Consider the following 16,792-nt stretch of genomic DNA (forward strand, 5'->3'; position numbering starts at 1 on the left):
CAAGTGATAAAAGCGCTATGAAGATCAGTCTTCATAGCGCTTTTTTGTGCTAATTACCAGTAAAATAAAGACGGTGCTAATCTTTCTTGAGCTGTCCGTCTAATAAATTGATGATGCGGTTGCCGTATTCAGCATTCTTTTCTGAGTGAGTAACCTGAACGATCGTTACACCTTCTTCATTCAATTGCTTAAATAGCTTCATGACATCTTCACCTTGCTGAGAATTGAGATTCCCCGTTGGTTCATCTGCCAAAATCAGGTTAGGAGATCCCGCCAAAGCGCGTGCGATGCCTACAATCTGCTGTTGGCCACCCGATAGTTGATTCGGAAACAAGTCTTTCTTACCGACAATACCAAAGCGATCCAACATGTCTCCCACAATGGCTCTTCGCTCCGAACCGGAAATGTTTTTATAGATCAAGGGCGTTTCGATGTTTTCGTATACCGTAAGTTCATCAATGAGATGATAGGATTGGAAAACAAAGCCAACACGCGACTGAAACAGCTCTGCTCTTTTACGGCTTTTCAGTGCATATACATCTTCTTCCAAAAAATGATACGTGCCTTCATCGGGTGTATCCAAGTTTCCTAATATATGTAGGAGCGTTGATTTTCCAGATCCCGATGGTCCCATAATGGAGATAAATTCTCCCTGTTCGATGCGTAGGTTAATGTCTTTGAGCACAAATGTCTTCGTGCCCCCAACGTTATACCACTTGAAAATATGCTTTAATTCGATCATGTATGCAATGGCTTTATGTTAGAACCTCTGTCTAAGGTTATGCCAGAGTGATAACTTGCTGTTATTCAGTTGTTATGTTGTGGTTTTGTCTAGGTTAATGTTCGGAACTGAACAGTTTGTTGTTCAGTTCCGAACAGCTCAACGTGCACTAGTTGAGCTTTATTTCATGGATGACTGACGCCTTCGAAGGTCATCTTCACGGGCTTGATCAGGCCTTGCTCGTCGAAATGCAATTCTTCAATACAGGTTACGCGGTCGTGCGCACTAGTCTTTCCTAACGGGCGACGGTGATATACGATAAAGTACTTTTCTTCGTTAGGTACTTTAATCACCGAGTGGTGGCCTGCACCAGTGGCAATTTCGGGATCTTGCTCCAAGATCGTGTTTACTCGTTTGAATGGGCCAAATGGCGAATCCGCAATCGCATAAGCTACTTTGTAATCTGGTCCTGTCCAGCCACCTTCAGACCACATGAAATAATACTTGCCATCTTTAATAAACATAAATGGCCCTTCTACGTAATTTTCGGGCGTAACTTCTTTGTAAAACGTGCCATCCTCGAAAGGCAATATTCCAGTGAAATCTGGTTTTAACTTCACCATGTTACAGTGTTTCCAACCGCCGTAGTACATGTAGTAGGTACCGTCTTTATCTTTAAACACGAATTGATCAATCGGCTGTGCTCCATTGACATTTTCTTGAATCAATGGCTTGCCAATTAGGTCTTTGTAAGGTCCTTCCGGTTTGTCGGCAACGGCTACGCCGATACCACCAACTTCGCCCGGGTGCACGTCATTGGCACCAAAGAAGATGTAATATTTACCATCTTTTTCTAGGACAGCAGGCGCCCAAATGGCTTTATTCGCCCATTTTACTTCTTTATTATCTAATATACGCTCGTGTTTTTCCCATTTCACTAAATCTTTAGAAGAAAAAGCATCAAAGAATATTTGTTCCTCATAGGGTGCGGAGTAAGTTGGGAAGATCCAATACGTATTGTTATATACAATCCCTTCCGGATCGGCATAATTTCCTGGGAAAACGGGATTTTGTTGTGCTAGCGCAAATGAGCTGCAACTTAGCACAGCAGTAGCCACGAGGGAAGTAAATTTGTTCATGCTTTTTCGATTTAGCGTTTATATCATATAGGTAATTACCTTCTAATATAATGCTTTTTTTTGGATTGGTTGCGGGATCGCACTGCGGTGATAGTAACAATTGGGATAGCATCTGCTTAGGATAATGATTGATCAAAAATTATTGTCCTAAGACAAGTATTGATGAGGATCAAATATTTACATTTAAGTACCTAAAACAAGATTATGGATCTTATATTTTTATTGCTTAGCCTTCTCACTGTCCTGCTATTTACCCACGCAACCCAATCGATAAAAGATGGAGCTATATTATTCGTATGGGCAAGCATTGTCTCATTTCTGGCAAGTAGGTCTTTATTTGCCAATTTTCCACTCTTATTAGCCATTGTCGTACTAATTACCATAAGGATTGGCTTATTTGTTTATAAGAGATTGAAATTAAAGCCGGTTAATAAATGTGTTTTATTAACGATCCATATCGTGAGAATTCCAGTAGAATTTGTTCTTTTTCAACTCTACTTATCAGGAAGCATCCCCATCTTGATGACCTACAAAGGATGGAATTTTGATATACTAATAGGATTGTCGGCTTTAGTATTAGCTGTATTATTATTCTTTATAAGGTTTTCTAAAATCACCGGAATATTAAAGATTTGGTCGGTAGTCGGCATATTGTCCTTAGCCTCCGTGGTCATCATCGCGATCTTATCATCACCCATACCCATTCAGCAATTTGCCTTTGAACAACCGAACACAGCTTTGCTCTATTTTCCTTATGTCTTACTGCCTTCTCTAATCGTACCTACTGTATTTTTATCACATTTCTTATTGCTAAAAAGTATGCGTAGTGAAGACAATGTGTAAAAAGGGTATGGCAACAACCTTCTAATCATCCCGCAGGCTACGAGTTGGATTCATCAAAGCATTTTAGATTTAGTCGTTACGTAAACTATTGACAGGGTTGCGCAAACCTGCACGAATCGCTTGTCCGCTTACTGTTAGGAGGGCAATGCTTAGTGCGATGACCCCTGCTAATACAAAGATCCACCACGAGATGTCTATACGATACGCAAAACCATCCAACCAGCGTTGCATGCCCCACCACGCTAACGGCGAAGCGATCACTAAGGCTAATAAAACGAGTAAGACGAAATCTTTGGATAAGAGCAAAACAAGATCGGATACGCTAGAGCCAAGCACTTTGCGGATGCCGATTTCTTTGACTCGCTGATTGATGCTTAAAAGTGCTATCGCAAATAATCCCATACAAGATATGACAATAGCGATGACCGCACCACCGACGATAATATGCGCAAATCGTCGATCCTTTTTGTACATATTTTCGGTGTTTTCATCCAGATAGGATGCCTCGCTAGCCGCTTTTGGATTGATGTTTTTCCATACATCTTCCACTTGCTTTAAGGCTGTGGCCAGATTGTCGGTTTGAACACGCACAAATATGTATTCTATATCAAAACCGATGTTTGGATTGATGTGCATGGTTAATGGCTCGACTTCTTGTCTGAGATCTTTAAAATTAAAATCTTTGACTACACCAATTACAGTCGGCGTCATGCCCATATCAATTTTCTTTCCCAGAATGGCATCAGTACCACCGAGTGCTATCGCCATTTGTTCGTTGATGATAATGGCGCTTGTGTCGGTGCCGTATCCACGAGAGAAATCGCGTCCGGCTAGCAGTTCAATATCTAATGCATCCAAATAATCGTAATCCACGCGCAGAAAATGCGTGCTAATTCCACGACCTTCGTGATCAAATCCAATTTTCGAATTGGAGGTGCTGCCATCTCTACCACGCCCCATATTGATATCGGTGCCGCTCACATGCGTCACGAATGGCAGTTTCGCTAAGTCGGCTCGCATTCTTTCTAATGCTTGTTGATGGTCGATACCACTGCCAATTGGTATGCTAATTACTTCTGTCTTATTGTAACCCAGCGAACGATTAGAAAGATAGGTGAGTTGTGTGCTGATTACGATCGTGCCGATGATCATAAAGGTGGCGATCGCAAATTGTACAACAGTTAATGTGTTGCGTAGGCGATGTTTTGTATTGCCCGAGGTAGTGCCTTTCAATGCTTCAATGACATTCGACTGTGCATTTTGCCAAGCAGGATAACCGCCAGCGATCAATGTAATTAGAAGAAACGTTACTGTGAACAATGAGAGGTTGATGGGGCTAAATAGTTCTCCAATTTTGAGATTATAACCCATGTTTGCATTGTATTGCGGCAGCAACAACCAAGCTAGTGCTAAGCCAAAAATTAGGGCCGAGCAAGTAATTAACAGCGATTCTGTCCAGAATTGCGCGATCAATTGTCTGTTGGTACTGCCCAAGGTTTTGCGCGTACCGACTTCGCGTTTACGCGTTATGGAATTGGCTAACGAGAGATTGATAAAATTCGAACAGGCAATAAATACCATCAACCCGGCAATGCCGATCAGCATCCAAGGAAAGGTAGTCGACCCTGCATCACCCAAGCCTAATTCGTTCAGATGATAATCCGAAAAAGGAAGGGTGCGTAATGTGATATAATCGCCATTGGCATCGGCGGTGGCGCCATCTCTTTTCAGTTCCTCGGTTTGCGGTCTGAAATGATTAGCGATTACCTGTCGAGTTTTAGTATTGAAAGCGGTTTTTTCACTTATGGGTAAGATCGTTTTTACAAATATGATATGATCATTATGATTCCATTGATCTACATTGCCCTGATAGTTGGGCTTGTGCTCAAAGCGAATTAATGATGTAAACTCTAGGCTAGAATTCTTTGGAAGATCTTCAAGAATAGCAGAGATGATCTTCGAGGTCCAAGATCCGTTGAGGTATACCTCAACGGATTGACCGACGACATGACTTGCACCAAAAAGTGATGTCGCCATTTTTTTCGTCATGGCAATATGATCTAAATCTTTCAGCGCATTGTTCGATCCTTCTTCTAACCTAAAATCGAAGATGGATAGAAAGTCGGGATCCACAAATTTTGCGTCAGAACTGATCTGCTTATCGCCATTGCGGAAAAGAAGTGTACCATTGTAATAACGAGATACACCTTCCAAACCTTCTATTTCTGCTTTCAAGGTTGGCGCAAGTGGAGTTGGCATGGCGCTGGCGTGGGTGAGTCCGTTCACTGGATTGGACTGAAAATAAAGTAAGCCAATGTGATCCCGATCTTCGTGCTGATCGTCGAAAGACAACTCAAACATAGCCGTGAGAAACAATAAGGTCGCCACGCCAATGGCCACGCCCATGCCTAAGACATGGATCGCAGTAAAACTTTTTTGGCGTTTAATGTTTCGCCAGGCTGTTTTGAGGTAATTTTGCATGTTGGTATTCTTTTTTTATAACCAGCTTAGGTTCACGGTGCCAGCAGAAGTTTTTGCGGTGATTGCATGGCCGCCACCACCTACATTACCCGTTACTCGATCTCTTTTAGTGCTTCCAGAGAAATTATCCAAGTTATCGACATTGACCTTGGTTCCGCTCAAATCAAGGTTGTATCCACCTTTTGGTATTTTTAAGTTAATGCTACCGCCGCTGGTACTCAAATTCAATGGATTCGTGATTTTTGCGATCGTTGCATTCACGCTACCGCCCGATGTTGCTGCTTGGACATCTCCTTCAATACCGTCGAGATTGATTGATCCGCCAGAAGTGGCTGCATTCAACTTGCCAACTACTCGTTTCGCGGTGATGGATCCGCCAGAAGTTTTTGCTACGATCGTGCCATTCAATTGTTCCATGGTGATCGATCCGCCAGAGGTAGAGATTTGAATATTACCTTTAGAAGATTTTGCCGTGATGCTACCCCCAGAAGTTTTACCATCTATATTGCCATCTAGATTATTAACCGTCAGACTGCCACCTGATGTAGCGAAGGTTTGGTTGCCGATAAGATTACTAATAGAAATACTTCCGCCAGATGTTCTCACTTGAGAAGAAATTTTAGTAGGTACATGGATTACGTAAGACACCGACAAAGGATGGTTAGCACTAAAGCCAGATTTCCGTTTCACTTTCACGAGAAGAGTGCCATCTTTTACAGTTAAGTTTAGATCGTATTCTTTTTCAAATATGTCTTTAAGTTCTTCGATTCGGGAATATTTTAGCTTTCCATTTGGAGCTAATACAATTTCTACACTGGCATCGCCACTGGTACCTTCTACGTTGATAGAGCCTCCGATTGTATTGGCATTAAGGGATTTGACAGTAGATGCCTTAAAAGTTTTGGTGGTGTAAGATATTTTTTTCTGTTGCGCTTGCAGACCGAAAATACAGGCCAGAAACAATGTAGTTAAAATAATGTAACGCATAATTGGTGGTGTTTTTGTGAATAAAATATGGTTGATTCGTGATAATAATATGCAACATTTTGCTACTCATTGCGTAAGCTTTGTATTGGGTTCGCCAGCGCAGCACGAAGTGCTTGCCCGCTAATGGTTAATAATGCTATGAGTAAAGCGATGAGGCCGGCTACGCCGAATACCCACCACTCTAATTCAATTCGATATGAAAAATCGGCTAACCAACTGTGCATCGCCCACCATGCAATAGGTGTGGCGATGACAATTGATAAACACACCAATTTAATGAAATCTTTTGATAATAAGAGTAGTATGCTGTTGACGCTGGAACCCAAAACCTTGCGAATACCAATTTCTTTGATACGCTGTTCGGCCATAGAACTTGCCAGTCCAAACAAGCCCAAGCAAGAGATCAGGATCGCTAAGCCAGAAAATAAACCCGTAATATTTGCTGTCCGAGTTTCTTCTTGGTACATGCGCGCTACGTGCTCATCCGTAAATTCGTAGACGAACGCACCATCTGGCACATGTTGCTTGAATACTTCAGCTACCTGATCCAAATAAGTACTCACTTGTGCGGATTGGAAACGGATGAACAACTGCGCTTGTGATTCTGACGGGCGGTTCATACGGTAATACAAATAGCCGCCAACGGATTCTTTGAGTGAGGTATAATGAAAATCGCTCAACACACCAGATATAACTGAATTGGTCGGGCGCATTTCGGTGACGATTGGCTTGCCAATAGCTGCTTCTGGAGTGGCGTAGCCTAAATATTTCAACACCGTTTCATTAATTAAAACATAACAGGTCGTGTCGGTAGTAGACAAGTTTTCTGGTAAATCATTACCCGCTAAAAGCTGAAGCTTCAGAGTTTCTGCAATTGGCCCACTCACGCTATTAGTAGATACAGGCAAACCTTTGCTGTCCGTTACTAATTTTCGAACCTGCTTGCCACTTTCGCGCATACCCATCATGCTTTGTGCTGCTACCGAACTAGTGGTGGACGCGAGGTTGCGTAAACCATCATTCAACGCTTGAAATTGTGCTTTGGAAGACAACGAATTGATAGAAATAGCCATGACACCAGATGGTTCGTAGCCTAAGTCTTTTTGCTGTACATAGCGCATTTGCTGCGCGATAATCATAATGGATGATAATAGAATAATGGAAGCTGTGAATTGACACACGACCAGAATACGGCGCATACGATTGGCAAATGTGTTTTTTAGCGCACTCTTATTCATCAATATAAGTGGGCTAATCTTGTTCATGTAATAAGCTGGATAGCTACCAGCTAATAAGGTAATACCAATCCATAGTAAAAATGTAATACCTATCAACTGCTGATTCCACAAGGAGTGATAGCTCCACGTAGTTTGCGTTATTTGTTCGAAAATTGGAGCTAATAGAATGGCGACTCCATACCCCAATGCAATGGCTATCAAAGTCACTAAAGCCGCTTCGGTATAAAATCTTAAAATGACTTGTTTGCCTGTGGCGCCCAACACCTTTGCGACGCCGACATCTTTTGCATTCTTGGAAGAGCGCGCCGTAGCCAAATTCATGTAATTAATGCAGGCGATAAGAAGTGTGATTGCCGCCAGCAGAATTGCTAGCTTAATGGTGACATGATTTCCAGCGCGGGCATTATTGCTTTCATGTAAATCTGTCGAGTATAAATGTACATCAGCGAGCGGCTGTAAAAAAAGTCGCTTTAGAAAGCGATTGTCGGCCATGTATTTATCCAATAAGGCATCGGTTTGCTTTTCTACCAGCTTTGGGTCTGCTGCAGGATTCAACAAAGCGTAGGTTTCATAGCTAGAGTTGGACCAGTATACGTTTTTCCCCATCCAACTATCCATCATGCTGTAGATCATGTTGCAGTCCAAGGTGCTGTTTTCTGGCAAATCTTGAAAAACCCCTGCCACGCGCATCGTATCCTGGTTGTTGATGGTCAGTATCTCATCGATCACCAATCGGTCTCCAAAGATTTTATCTCTTGTAGAAGCTGATATAACAATACTGTTAGGCTGATCAAAAACGTGCTGTGCACTACCTTCGATAAATTGGAAATCAAAAATCTGGAACAGGCTAGAGTCGGACAAATAGAGTGCAGACTCGGGGAAATTCTGATCACCCACTCTGATTGATGCAATCGTACCAAAGTCGTGTTTTACCAAACGTGCGGTGTTTTCTACACCACTTACTTCGGCCAACATAGCAGGCGCCACGGAGTTTGGTAATTGTGGCGTCTTTAGATTTTCGTATTCGGCGTCGAATTCGGTGTTAACACGGTAGATATTGCTAAAATTACGATGGAAAGTATCGAAGCTGGTCTCTTTCCGCACAAAAGAAAGAAGTAATATCGTCACTGCGAAAGAGGTGGCCAAGCCCACAATATTCAATACACTAAACAGTTTATTGTTGATGATATTGCGCCAAGCTGTTTTGATCTGCGATGTCATGCTAGTAGTATCCAACGTTATGTTAAATGGTAAGCGTACTATTGTACTTTGCTTTGTCAGTAAGGGCATACCAAATTTGACGCCTAATGGATAAGTTGTTGTTTTTCAATTTTTTGTGTTTTTCCGTTTGCATGTTAAGTGTTCGGAAACGGACAATTATTCGTTCAATTTCGAACAGCTATTTGATCTCTTACGATAATTGCGTATCTTAAAGTCAACACCTAAAAGAATATATGAAAATACTCAGCTTATCATTGATTGCATTAGTAGCTATTGGAATCATCTTAGGATTAATGTTTGGATTGCCACGTTACAATGTTTGGCAACAGGAGATGGCAGGTCGAGCGCGACTGGCCGAAGCGACACAATCACGTCAAATATTGATTGAGCAAGCCAGGGCAGAAAAGGATGCAGCAATCCTGCAAGCAGAAGCCATCAAAATCATGGGCGAGGCAGCACAGCGCTACCCCGAGTATCGTAAACAGGAATTTATCGGTGCATTTGGTGAGGCGCTTAAAGCAGGCAGAATCAACCAAATAATCTATGTGCCTACTGAGGCCAATATTCCTATTTTGGAAGCGTCTCGCAATGCACAATAATGTATAAGATAGTTAATTAGGAATGGGCTTCGCAGAGTGCCATGTTCACCATAGCGCCTGCGAGGTTTCCGGTATATACAGCGGTAGCGACCGATCGCATTGGATTGCAAATATCGCCACAGGCGTATACACCCGGAACGGTTGTTTTCTGAAATGCATCTACTTGCAACAGTCCCATCTCTGTTTTGGAGCAACCAAGTTGTTCTGCTATATCGTGGTGCAGATCGAAAGGCACACGCGCATACAAGGCATCTAGTGCCGTGGTTTTCCCATTATCAAATGCTAAGTGCTCGATATTACCGTTTTGATGTGTGATTTCCGTGATTTTGTCGCTGTTGATCTGGATACTACGATTCTTAAAATTCAGTAATTGCTCATCGTCAAATGGACTTCTACCATTGGTAAATAGGGTAACATCATCGCTTAGATTTTGCACTAATCCAGATAGATGTAGCGCAGCAGCTGGATCTTCGGGCACTAAGATCCCATTGCGTTTTCCACGAAACTCGTAACCGTGACAGTATGGGCAGTGGATCACCGATATTCCCCAACATGCTGCAAAACCTGGGATTTCGGGCATGATATCACGGATGCCTGTACCAATGATAATTTTCTTTGCTTGATACTGATTTTGTGTGCTCGTTGTGACTGTAAAAATATCATCCGAGGACGAAGCTGTAACCACGGAATCCGAGAGAAACTGCACCGTATCGTACTGAGCAACCTGTTCTCTAGCCACCGCTGCGATTTCTGCTGGGGTTTTGCCATCTTGTGTCAAAAAATTGTGAGAATGCGGTGTTTGACGATTGCAAGGTTGGCCATTATCAATCACCAAAACTTTACGTAAAGACCTACCCAGAGCCATTGCCGCAGATAAGCCCGCATAGCTTCCTCCTAAAATAATCGTGTCAAATATCTCCTCGTGTTTCATAGATTCTGATTCTTTTATACTAAGCTGTAAAAGTATTTTGAAAAGTTTTTAAATGCAATATAATTGCGTTTAAAATATACATCATATTGTCATAATGTTTTTATGTATAATTGAATTAGGTCTGGGGATGTGTTCGCAACAGACCTTAAGATATAAAAAAGAGGATGATTCTGTCAAGAACCATCCTCTTACTATGATATATATACATCTAGCAGCGATTACGCATGCTGTCCTTTATGTTTTCCTTCGGCATATTCTTCCACAATTTTTTTGTTAAATGCTGGAAGGTCATCTGGTGTACGGCTCGTTACCAAACCTTGATCGGTCACCACTTCACTATCTTCCCAATGCGCACCTGCATTGATCAGATCTTTCTTAATAGCGCCCACAGATGTGATCTTTCTACCTTCAACGACTTCTGCATCGATGAGTACTTGAGGACCGTGGCAAATAGCAGACACTGGTTTGCCTGCGTCGAAGAATGCTTTTACAAATGATAATGCTGTTTCATTGACGCGCAGTTTATCAGGATTAATGACACCGCCTGGAATCAATAATCCATCATAATCATCAGCAGAAGCGCCATCGAGCGGTTGATCTACCTTATAATCACCTTTCCACTCATCACCAGATTTAGCACGTACTACATCATTTTTTGGTGATACGATGTGCACTGTAGCACCAGCTTCTTCTAAAGCTTCTTTTGGGCTCGTTAACTCAATTTCCTCAAATCCATCCTCTGTCAATATGGCTATCTTTTTCTCTGTTAATTTTCCCATGATATATTTGTATTATAGTGTAATTATTTGATGAAACTCCTTTACATTGTAGATAAGCTGAAATGCTTATCTCATATTATTGAGGAGATATTATGGATTTGTCGGAGTCTCCATCATCGGATTTAAAGAATCTTCTGATAAAGTGTCTCTCGCGCTCGTATCTGTCATCGGCATAGGATTTACTTCGTCGGGTGTATTCTCCAGATTATCGCCTTGGTGTGCTGCTGGATCTGCACAAGATAGGATACCAAACATACCTGATGCTGCTATCGCCGCTAAATAGGATTTCTTCATAACATTCCTCCTTTTGTTTGTATAGAGAACAGGAATCAGTGAGAAATGTTACCCCCAAATTTCAATTTGGGGGTTTGTACTCAGACGGTTAACGTATTTAATGAGGTTCAATACGACAATGTACCATAGTGATAATAGACAACCATTTCACTGACTACAGAAATTTTGACAGATTTTCCTTAATACTTTACCATACTTTAGCAGTCCAACAACAAACTAATCAACACATCTATGAAAAAAATATATTTGAGCGTTATCGTATTGCTAGGTATCTTTCTATTATCCGGCTGCGCAACATATAGGCAACAGTTAGCTTTAAATATGTTCGATGTGCGCTTGGGTATGACTAGGGAACAAGTGGTGGAAATATTAGGAAGGCCAAGCATGGTCGTCTCTGCCTACACGGAGGAAAATGGCGATCTTATTGAAGTACTGGAATACGTGCGAAGTGAGACCAATTCTTTGACAGAACAAGTGGAGGCGCGTCCGATATGGACATACTTTGTGAATAACGAATTATTCGAATGGGGACCAGGAGAAAACTGGGAAACCGATGCTGCATTTCGTAGAGCAATCTTAGACCGATCCAAGGATTATCAGCATAACCGAAGTCGGCGGTAATTTTCAATACAGCACTAGTTTTCTTGGCGATACATCGCCAAGAAAACTAGTGCACGACTATTCGTCTCTCAAACTATCTACTGGATTGGTGGATGCGGCTTTTGCGGATTGAATGCTGATGGTAATCAACATCACGATTATCAGGCTTCCCGCCGAGAACATAAATGGCCACGGACTTAAGTTGATCTGATACGCAAAATTCTCTAACCAACTTTTTAGCAAAAAGTATCCAATGGGTACGGCTACCAAATTGGCCACGATGAAAACTTTTAAGAATGGTTTGTTCAATAAAAGGAATAATTGCGGTACGCTTGCTCCCAATACTTTACGAATGCTGACTTCTTTCCGCTTTGAGGTTACGTGGTAGGCTGCCAGATTAAATAAACCTAAAGCCGCGATGACAATGGCGATGGTGCCAAATGCACTCGATACATTTTTCAACTGCTCTTCCTTAGCTTGCAGCTTCGCATAGTTGCTATCCATAAAGGTGTAATCAAGCGGTAGTCGTTCGGAATTAGGATTCTTCTTCCATTCTACATCCATCGCTGCCAGAGCCTCTTTAGTTTTGCCTTTCTCTGATCGGATCAACACATCTAGCTTATACGAGCTTGTGCCACATTCATCCTTAAAGCTATATACGGCTGGCGGTACTTTGCTTTCGAAACCATAGGCTTTATAATCTTTTACCACGCCGATAATCGTGAAATCCGTTTCGCAACCGCTTATTGTCTGCCCCAAAGGTTGGTCAACCTCCATCGCCTTTGCCATACTTTCATTGATCACGGCAAAATGGTTCACGGTATCTTGTTCAAATTCTACATCGGTCAGTTTATTTCTACCAGCAACGAGCGGAATAGACAACAAATCAAAATAATCTAAGTCGACACCCACCAAATCGACTTCGGATGTTTTCCTTGAGCTTTTAAATTGTTTTTTTACGGGAGTTTGTCCTTCGGCCGGACTATTAGACGTTGTTGCTACGTGCGTGATAGCGCCACTATTCACTAATCGATTTCGAAAATCGTTTTTCCAACCATTGCCTATTTCATAGACCAGTGACATGCCTTTAAAACTGATCACTTGTTCGGTTTCGAAGCCACGTTCAGAAGAACGCATAAAATCGAGTTGATTATCGATGATAATGATGCCTGAAATAAAAATGCTGGCAATCGTAAATTGGAAGGTAAGCAGTATGGTACGGAAACCAATACGTGTATGCGCCGTCTGCATATTACCGCGCAACATTTCGAACGGCTTAAATCCTGATAAGAAGACGGCCGGATAAATGCCAGCTATAGCTGTCGTAAGTAAAATGGCGATGCCCAACTGAAGCAGTGTGTTGGTATGATATAAATATTCAGATAGATCATCATTAAACCACTTCTGTAAGGCATTGCTAGAGATGATCAATGCAAACCAAGCTATACCAGCAGCTAGTAAACATTGGATGAATACTTCGAGCATAAACTGGAGAATCAAGGTGCGTCTTTGTACACCAAATAGCTTCTTGATGCCGATCTCTTTACCGCGATTTTCAGATTGTGCGATCACCAAATTGGTGAAATTGATGGCTGACAGAATCAATATGGTAAGCGATAATCCGCCCAGTACCCAGATGGTAATGTAGGGCATATTGGAGCCATGTTTTGGTTGCAGATGTAGCTTGCTCAACGGATCTAGATAGACACTTCCATTAGCAAAAGCCGATGATTTTACCAGATGATGCTGAGACGTGTTTTGTTCGTAATAGCGACTTATCTTGGCGGTTAATGCGGCTATATCAGTGTTTGGTTTGACCTGAATGTAAGTTTGGAAGGTATATGGATTTCCGTGTTCCACTTCATCATAAATCGGCTTGACGAGCAACATGTCGTATTCTAGGACGGATGGTTTTCTTTCTTCAGTAACGCCATAAAAAGTCTCGTAAAAACTGTGCTGAAGCGACAGCGCCTTCCATTCTATCGGGGCATCCGCCGTAGGAAGCGAATCTTTGGCAAAAAGCAATGCCGAAATCTCTCTATTTGCAATGGTGCCTTCTAGTTTGTTTAATTCGGTAAATAGTTTACCATCAGTGGTTTTCATCTGAAAGATAGTCGATGCTGCTGAATCTACCATGAGTGCATTTTTGACCAATGCTGTTTCCTTTCCAAATATCGGGTACGATCCATACATATACGGGATGGACCGCCCTGCTAATACAATCTCTGGAAATTCTTGCATGATCGCTGGCGCAAAGGAAGGCGGTGTCTGATCGGTGTATTCTCCATTGTACGTCAGGCCAACGAGATAAATATTATCTATGTTTGGATTCCACGTATCATAGCTTGTTTCCCGATTGATGTACTGATATGATAAGATAAAACCGGCAAAACCAATAGATAGCCCAACTATATTCAATCCCGAAGAGAAGATATTTTTCTTAAAATTCCGCCAAGCAGTCTTCAGATAATTTACATTCATATTTCCGTCATTTATAGGGTTAGTTACTCATCTCTCAAGCTATTTACTGGATTGACCATTGCAGCTCGAATTGCTTGATAGCTCACTGTAATCAGCGCTGTAACTATTGCCATTGCGCCGGCGATCGCAAACATCCACCATTGTATTTCAATACGGTAGGCAAAATCTTCGAGCCATTTATTCATCGCCCACCAAGCAATCGGTGAGGCAATAAGGATGGCGATCAATACAACTTTTACAAAATCCTTCGACAGTAAACCCACAATGCCAGTAACAGAAGCGCCTAATACTTTGCGAATACCAATTTCCTTGGTGCGCTGAAAAGCCGTCAATGTCGCTAAGCCAAATAAGCCTAAGCAACTGATAAATATGGTGACGGCGGTGGCTAAGTCAATCAGCTTGGCCGTACGATGCTCTGTTTCGTAGAGGTTTTTAATCTTTTCATCGGCAAATTGGTATTCAAAAGGAGCTTCTGGATAAAATGTTTTCCATTCTCGTTCCATGATGGCAAATGTTTTTTGCCATAACTTGCTGTCTGTTGGCAGTTTGATATGGAAGGTCTGCAATTGACCAGAATTATTGGAGGAAACTAATATGAGCGGTTCGATTTGCGTCCTTAAAGATTTTTGATGAAAGTCCTTGAATACACCTACAATTGGTAATGCTTTATGCTCGCCCTGCAGCAAGTATTTACCTATTGCATCGTTGGCCGATTGCAATCCTAAAGCTTTGATGCCTGCCTCATTAATCAATACATCGTGTATAGTGTCGGTTTGCTTCAGATTACGTCCGGCTAGTAATTCGATTTCATACAAATCGATAAAGTCTTTATCAATGTATTTTAATGGGGTGTTGAACTGCACACGGCCGGTATCTGCCGCAAAATCGTATATGTTTCCCCAATGGTTTTGGTTCTGTGGTTCATGTCCTTGTGCAATTTTTACTATTTCTGGATATTTTTGCAGCGCCTGTTTGTATAATGCTGGGTCAACATCCGAGTTTTGATACGATTTATAAGGCATGCGTACAGTTACTACGGCATCGTGTGAGAATCCCATATCTTTTGTGAGGGTGAAATTGAGTTGATAGGCCATAATGAGCGCCCCCACGATAAAGAATTGCGCTATAATGAATTGAAAGACAATTAATCCTTTACGTAAAGTCAACTTCGTGCCTTGAATCCGTGTTTCTACCTTTCCTTTCAAGGTTTCTATAACGCGCAATTTGTTGATTAAATAAGAAGGATATAATCCAGCAAACACCGTGATAACGAGCGTGAGTATTAAGAGAAATGCCGCAATGATCCAAGGGTTACTGTATGCTTCCATTCCGGCAGGTAAAAATTCTGGATATAGATTACGAAACAGTACTACGATCGGCCATGACAAAAACAAGGATAATAAGCATATACAGCATGTTTCTAACAAAAAGTCGAATGTTAGCGAAAGTGGCCTAGCACCTAATGTTTTGCGGATGCCAATTTCCTTTGCCCGCTGAGGTACTTGGGCGGTACTCAAGTTGATGTAATTAATGCATGCTAGAGTCAGTAAGAAACCTCCAATGGCAATCAATCCATAAATAACTTTTTTCTCTGCGACTAGACCATCTATATTGTATTTCGTATTGAAATGTTTCTCGACCAAAGGCATCGAAGCAAATTTGGAGGTATAGCCAAATTTTGCAGCAGCCTCGCCAGCTATTTCTTGATGACGTTTTTGTCCAGCATCTAATAGAAATTGCAACGAAGCTGCATTTTTTGTTTTTACGAACAGTAGATGTGCAGAATTTCTCGAATTCCACTCGGGTTTCCATTCCGCATCTCGAACAGGCATGAAAACCTGTGCTTGAAAGCTGCTGGGAAAAGAAAGGTTTTTGACCACGCCCGACACCACATATTGCGCTGTATCTGCCATAACTACACGCCCTAAGATGGAGCTAATATCATCTTTCGGGAACAGCATTTTGGCTTTGCTTTCGGTGAGTACCATACTTTTTGGATGCTGAAATGCCGTTTGCGCGTTTCCGCTAATCCATTCGTAAGGCAAAAGCTGGAAGTAACTTGTTCGGATGCCAATCACGTTGTCTTGCTCTTCCACAACCACTGGTTTTTCACCATCATTTTGTGCTACAATAAAACGTTCAAAATATTGTTGGTATACGGGAACTACCAATGCGTCATCCAGCGCTTGCTCTTCCATGAGTGGCGCTAAGCCTAGGTTTACTCCTGCGGACTGATGATCTTCGCCTTCATATTTGATCTCGGTGACTATTTGGTAAATATCCTGCAAGTCGGGTGTTTTCTTATCAAAAGAAAACTCGTAATGCACGATACTAAATACCAACCAGCAGGCGCTAATACCAATAGATAGACCGACGATGTTTAGCGCCGTAAATAAGCGATTGCGCCAAAGATATCGGAAAGTACTTTTTATGTCGTGTTTTGTCATGATTTTTTGGTTTTTGAGATGGTAGTATTGA

Annotated in this window: 13 protein-coding genes; 3 read left to right on the forward strand and 10 right to left on the reverse strand. The window is 41.8% G+C overall.

Going from position 1 to position 16,792, the window contains the following annotated elements:
* Positions 1-76: 76 nt before the first annotated feature.
* Together DC487_RS00580 and DC487_RS00585 are read right to left on the reverse strand one after the other, a co-directional pair.
* Entirely contained in the window at positions 77-742 is a 666-nt protein-coding gene (locus tag DC487_RS00580; protein WP_116774001.1) for an ABC transporter ATP-binding protein, read from the reverse strand.
* Positions 743-906: 164 nt separating this feature from the next.
* Complete coding sequence (locus DC487_RS00585; protein ID WP_116774002.1) at positions 907-1,860, reverse strand: glycoside hydrolase family 43 protein; 954 nt, start codon at positions 1,858-1,860, stop codon at positions 907-909.
* A gap of 459 nt (positions 1,861-2,319) precedes the next feature.
* Between DC487_RS00585 and DC487_RS17150 the strand changes: the two genes are divergently transcribed.
* Positions 2,320-2,703, forward strand: coding sequence for a hypothetical protein (locus DC487_RS17150; RefSeq protein WP_133228291.1), 384 nt, complete (start codon positions 2,320-2,322; stop codon positions 2,701-2,703).
* Positions 2,704-2,772: 69 nt separating this feature from the next.
* Here DC487_RS17150 and DC487_RS00595 read toward each other — a convergent pair whose 3' ends face one another.
* The 3 genes from DC487_RS00595 to DC487_RS00605 all read right to left on the reverse strand — a co-directional run bounded on the left by DC487_RS00595 (position 2,773) and on the right by DC487_RS00605 (position 8,630).
* Positions 2,773-5,184: an FtsX-like permease family protein gene (locus DC487_RS00595; RefSeq protein WP_116774004.1), complete on the reverse strand. Its 2,412-nt coding sequence runs from the start codon at positions 5,182-5,184 to the stop codon at positions 2,773-2,775.
* A 15-nt stretch (positions 5,185-5,199) separates the two neighbouring features.
* Positions 5,200-6,171: a DUF4097 family beta strand repeat-containing protein gene (locus DC487_RS00600; RefSeq protein WP_116774005.1), complete on the reverse strand. Its 972-nt coding sequence runs from the start codon at positions 6,169-6,171 to the stop codon at positions 5,200-5,202.
* A gap of 62 nt (positions 6,172-6,233) precedes the next feature.
* Complete coding sequence (locus DC487_RS00605) at positions 6,234-8,630, reverse strand: ABC transporter permease (RefSeq protein WP_165798989.1); 2,397 nt, start codon at positions 8,628-8,630, stop codon at positions 6,234-6,236.
* A 233-nt stretch (positions 8,631-8,863) separates the two neighbouring features.
* Between DC487_RS00605 and DC487_RS00610 the strand changes: the two genes are divergently transcribed.
* A complete protein-coding gene (locus DC487_RS00610; protein WP_116774007.1) occupies positions 8,864-9,229 on the forward strand; it encodes a hypothetical protein in 366 nt (121 codons plus the stop codon).
* A gap of 16 nt (positions 9,230-9,245) precedes the next feature.
* Here DC487_RS00610 and DC487_RS00615 read toward each other — a convergent pair whose 3' ends face one another.
* The 3 genes from DC487_RS00615 to DC487_RS00625 form a co-directional block, all read right to left on the reverse strand.
* Positions 9,246-10,160 carry an NAD(P)/FAD-dependent oxidoreductase gene (locus DC487_RS00615; RefSeq protein ID WP_116774008.1) on the reverse strand — a complete coding sequence of 305 codons (915 nt, stop codon included), beginning with the start codon at positions 10,158-10,160 and terminating at the stop codon, positions 9,246-9,248.
* Between the two features lie 218 nt (positions 10,161-10,378).
* Entirely contained in the window at positions 10,379-10,939 is a 561-nt protein-coding gene (locus DC487_RS00620; RefSeq protein ID WP_116774009.1) for a type 1 glutamine amidotransferase domain-containing protein, read from the reverse strand.
* Between the two features lie 90 nt (positions 10,940-11,029).
* Complete coding sequence (locus DC487_RS00625; RefSeq protein WP_116774010.1) at positions 11,030-11,233, reverse strand: hypothetical protein; 204 nt, start codon at positions 11,231-11,233, stop codon at positions 11,030-11,032.
* Positions 11,234-11,464: 231 nt separating this feature from the next.
* Here DC487_RS00625 and bamE point away from each other — a divergent pair, with 231 nt between their 5' ends.
* On the forward strand, positions 11,465-11,854 hold the full coding sequence (bamE, locus tag DC487_RS00630; RefSeq protein WP_116774011.1) for an outer membrane protein assembly factor BamE domain-containing protein: 390 nt from the start codon (positions 11,465-11,467) through the stop codon (positions 11,852-11,854).
* A gap of 57 nt (positions 11,855-11,911) precedes the next feature.
* On the opposite strand, the gene DC487_RS00635 is transcribed toward bamE, so the two are convergent.
* Both DC487_RS00635 and DC487_RS00640 read right to left on the reverse strand, forming a co-directional pair.
* Positions 11,912-14,314, reverse strand: a complete 2,403-nt coding sequence (locus DC487_RS00635; RefSeq protein ID WP_116774012.1) for an ABC transporter permease — start codon at positions 14,312-14,314, stop codon at positions 11,912-11,914.
* Between the two features lie 23 nt (positions 14,315-14,337).
* On the reverse strand, positions 14,338-16,761 hold the full coding sequence (locus DC487_RS00640) for an ABC transporter permease (RefSeq protein WP_116774013.1): 2,424 nt from the start codon (positions 16,759-16,761) through the stop codon (positions 14,338-14,340).
* Positions 16,762-16,792 lie beyond the last annotated feature (31 nt).

The organism is Sphingobacterium corticibacter, assembly GCF_003076635.1.
In the GTDB taxonomy this organism is placed as follows: domain Bacteria; phylum Bacteroidota; class Bacteroidia; order Sphingobacteriales; family Sphingobacteriaceae; genus Sphingobacterium; species Sphingobacterium corticibacter.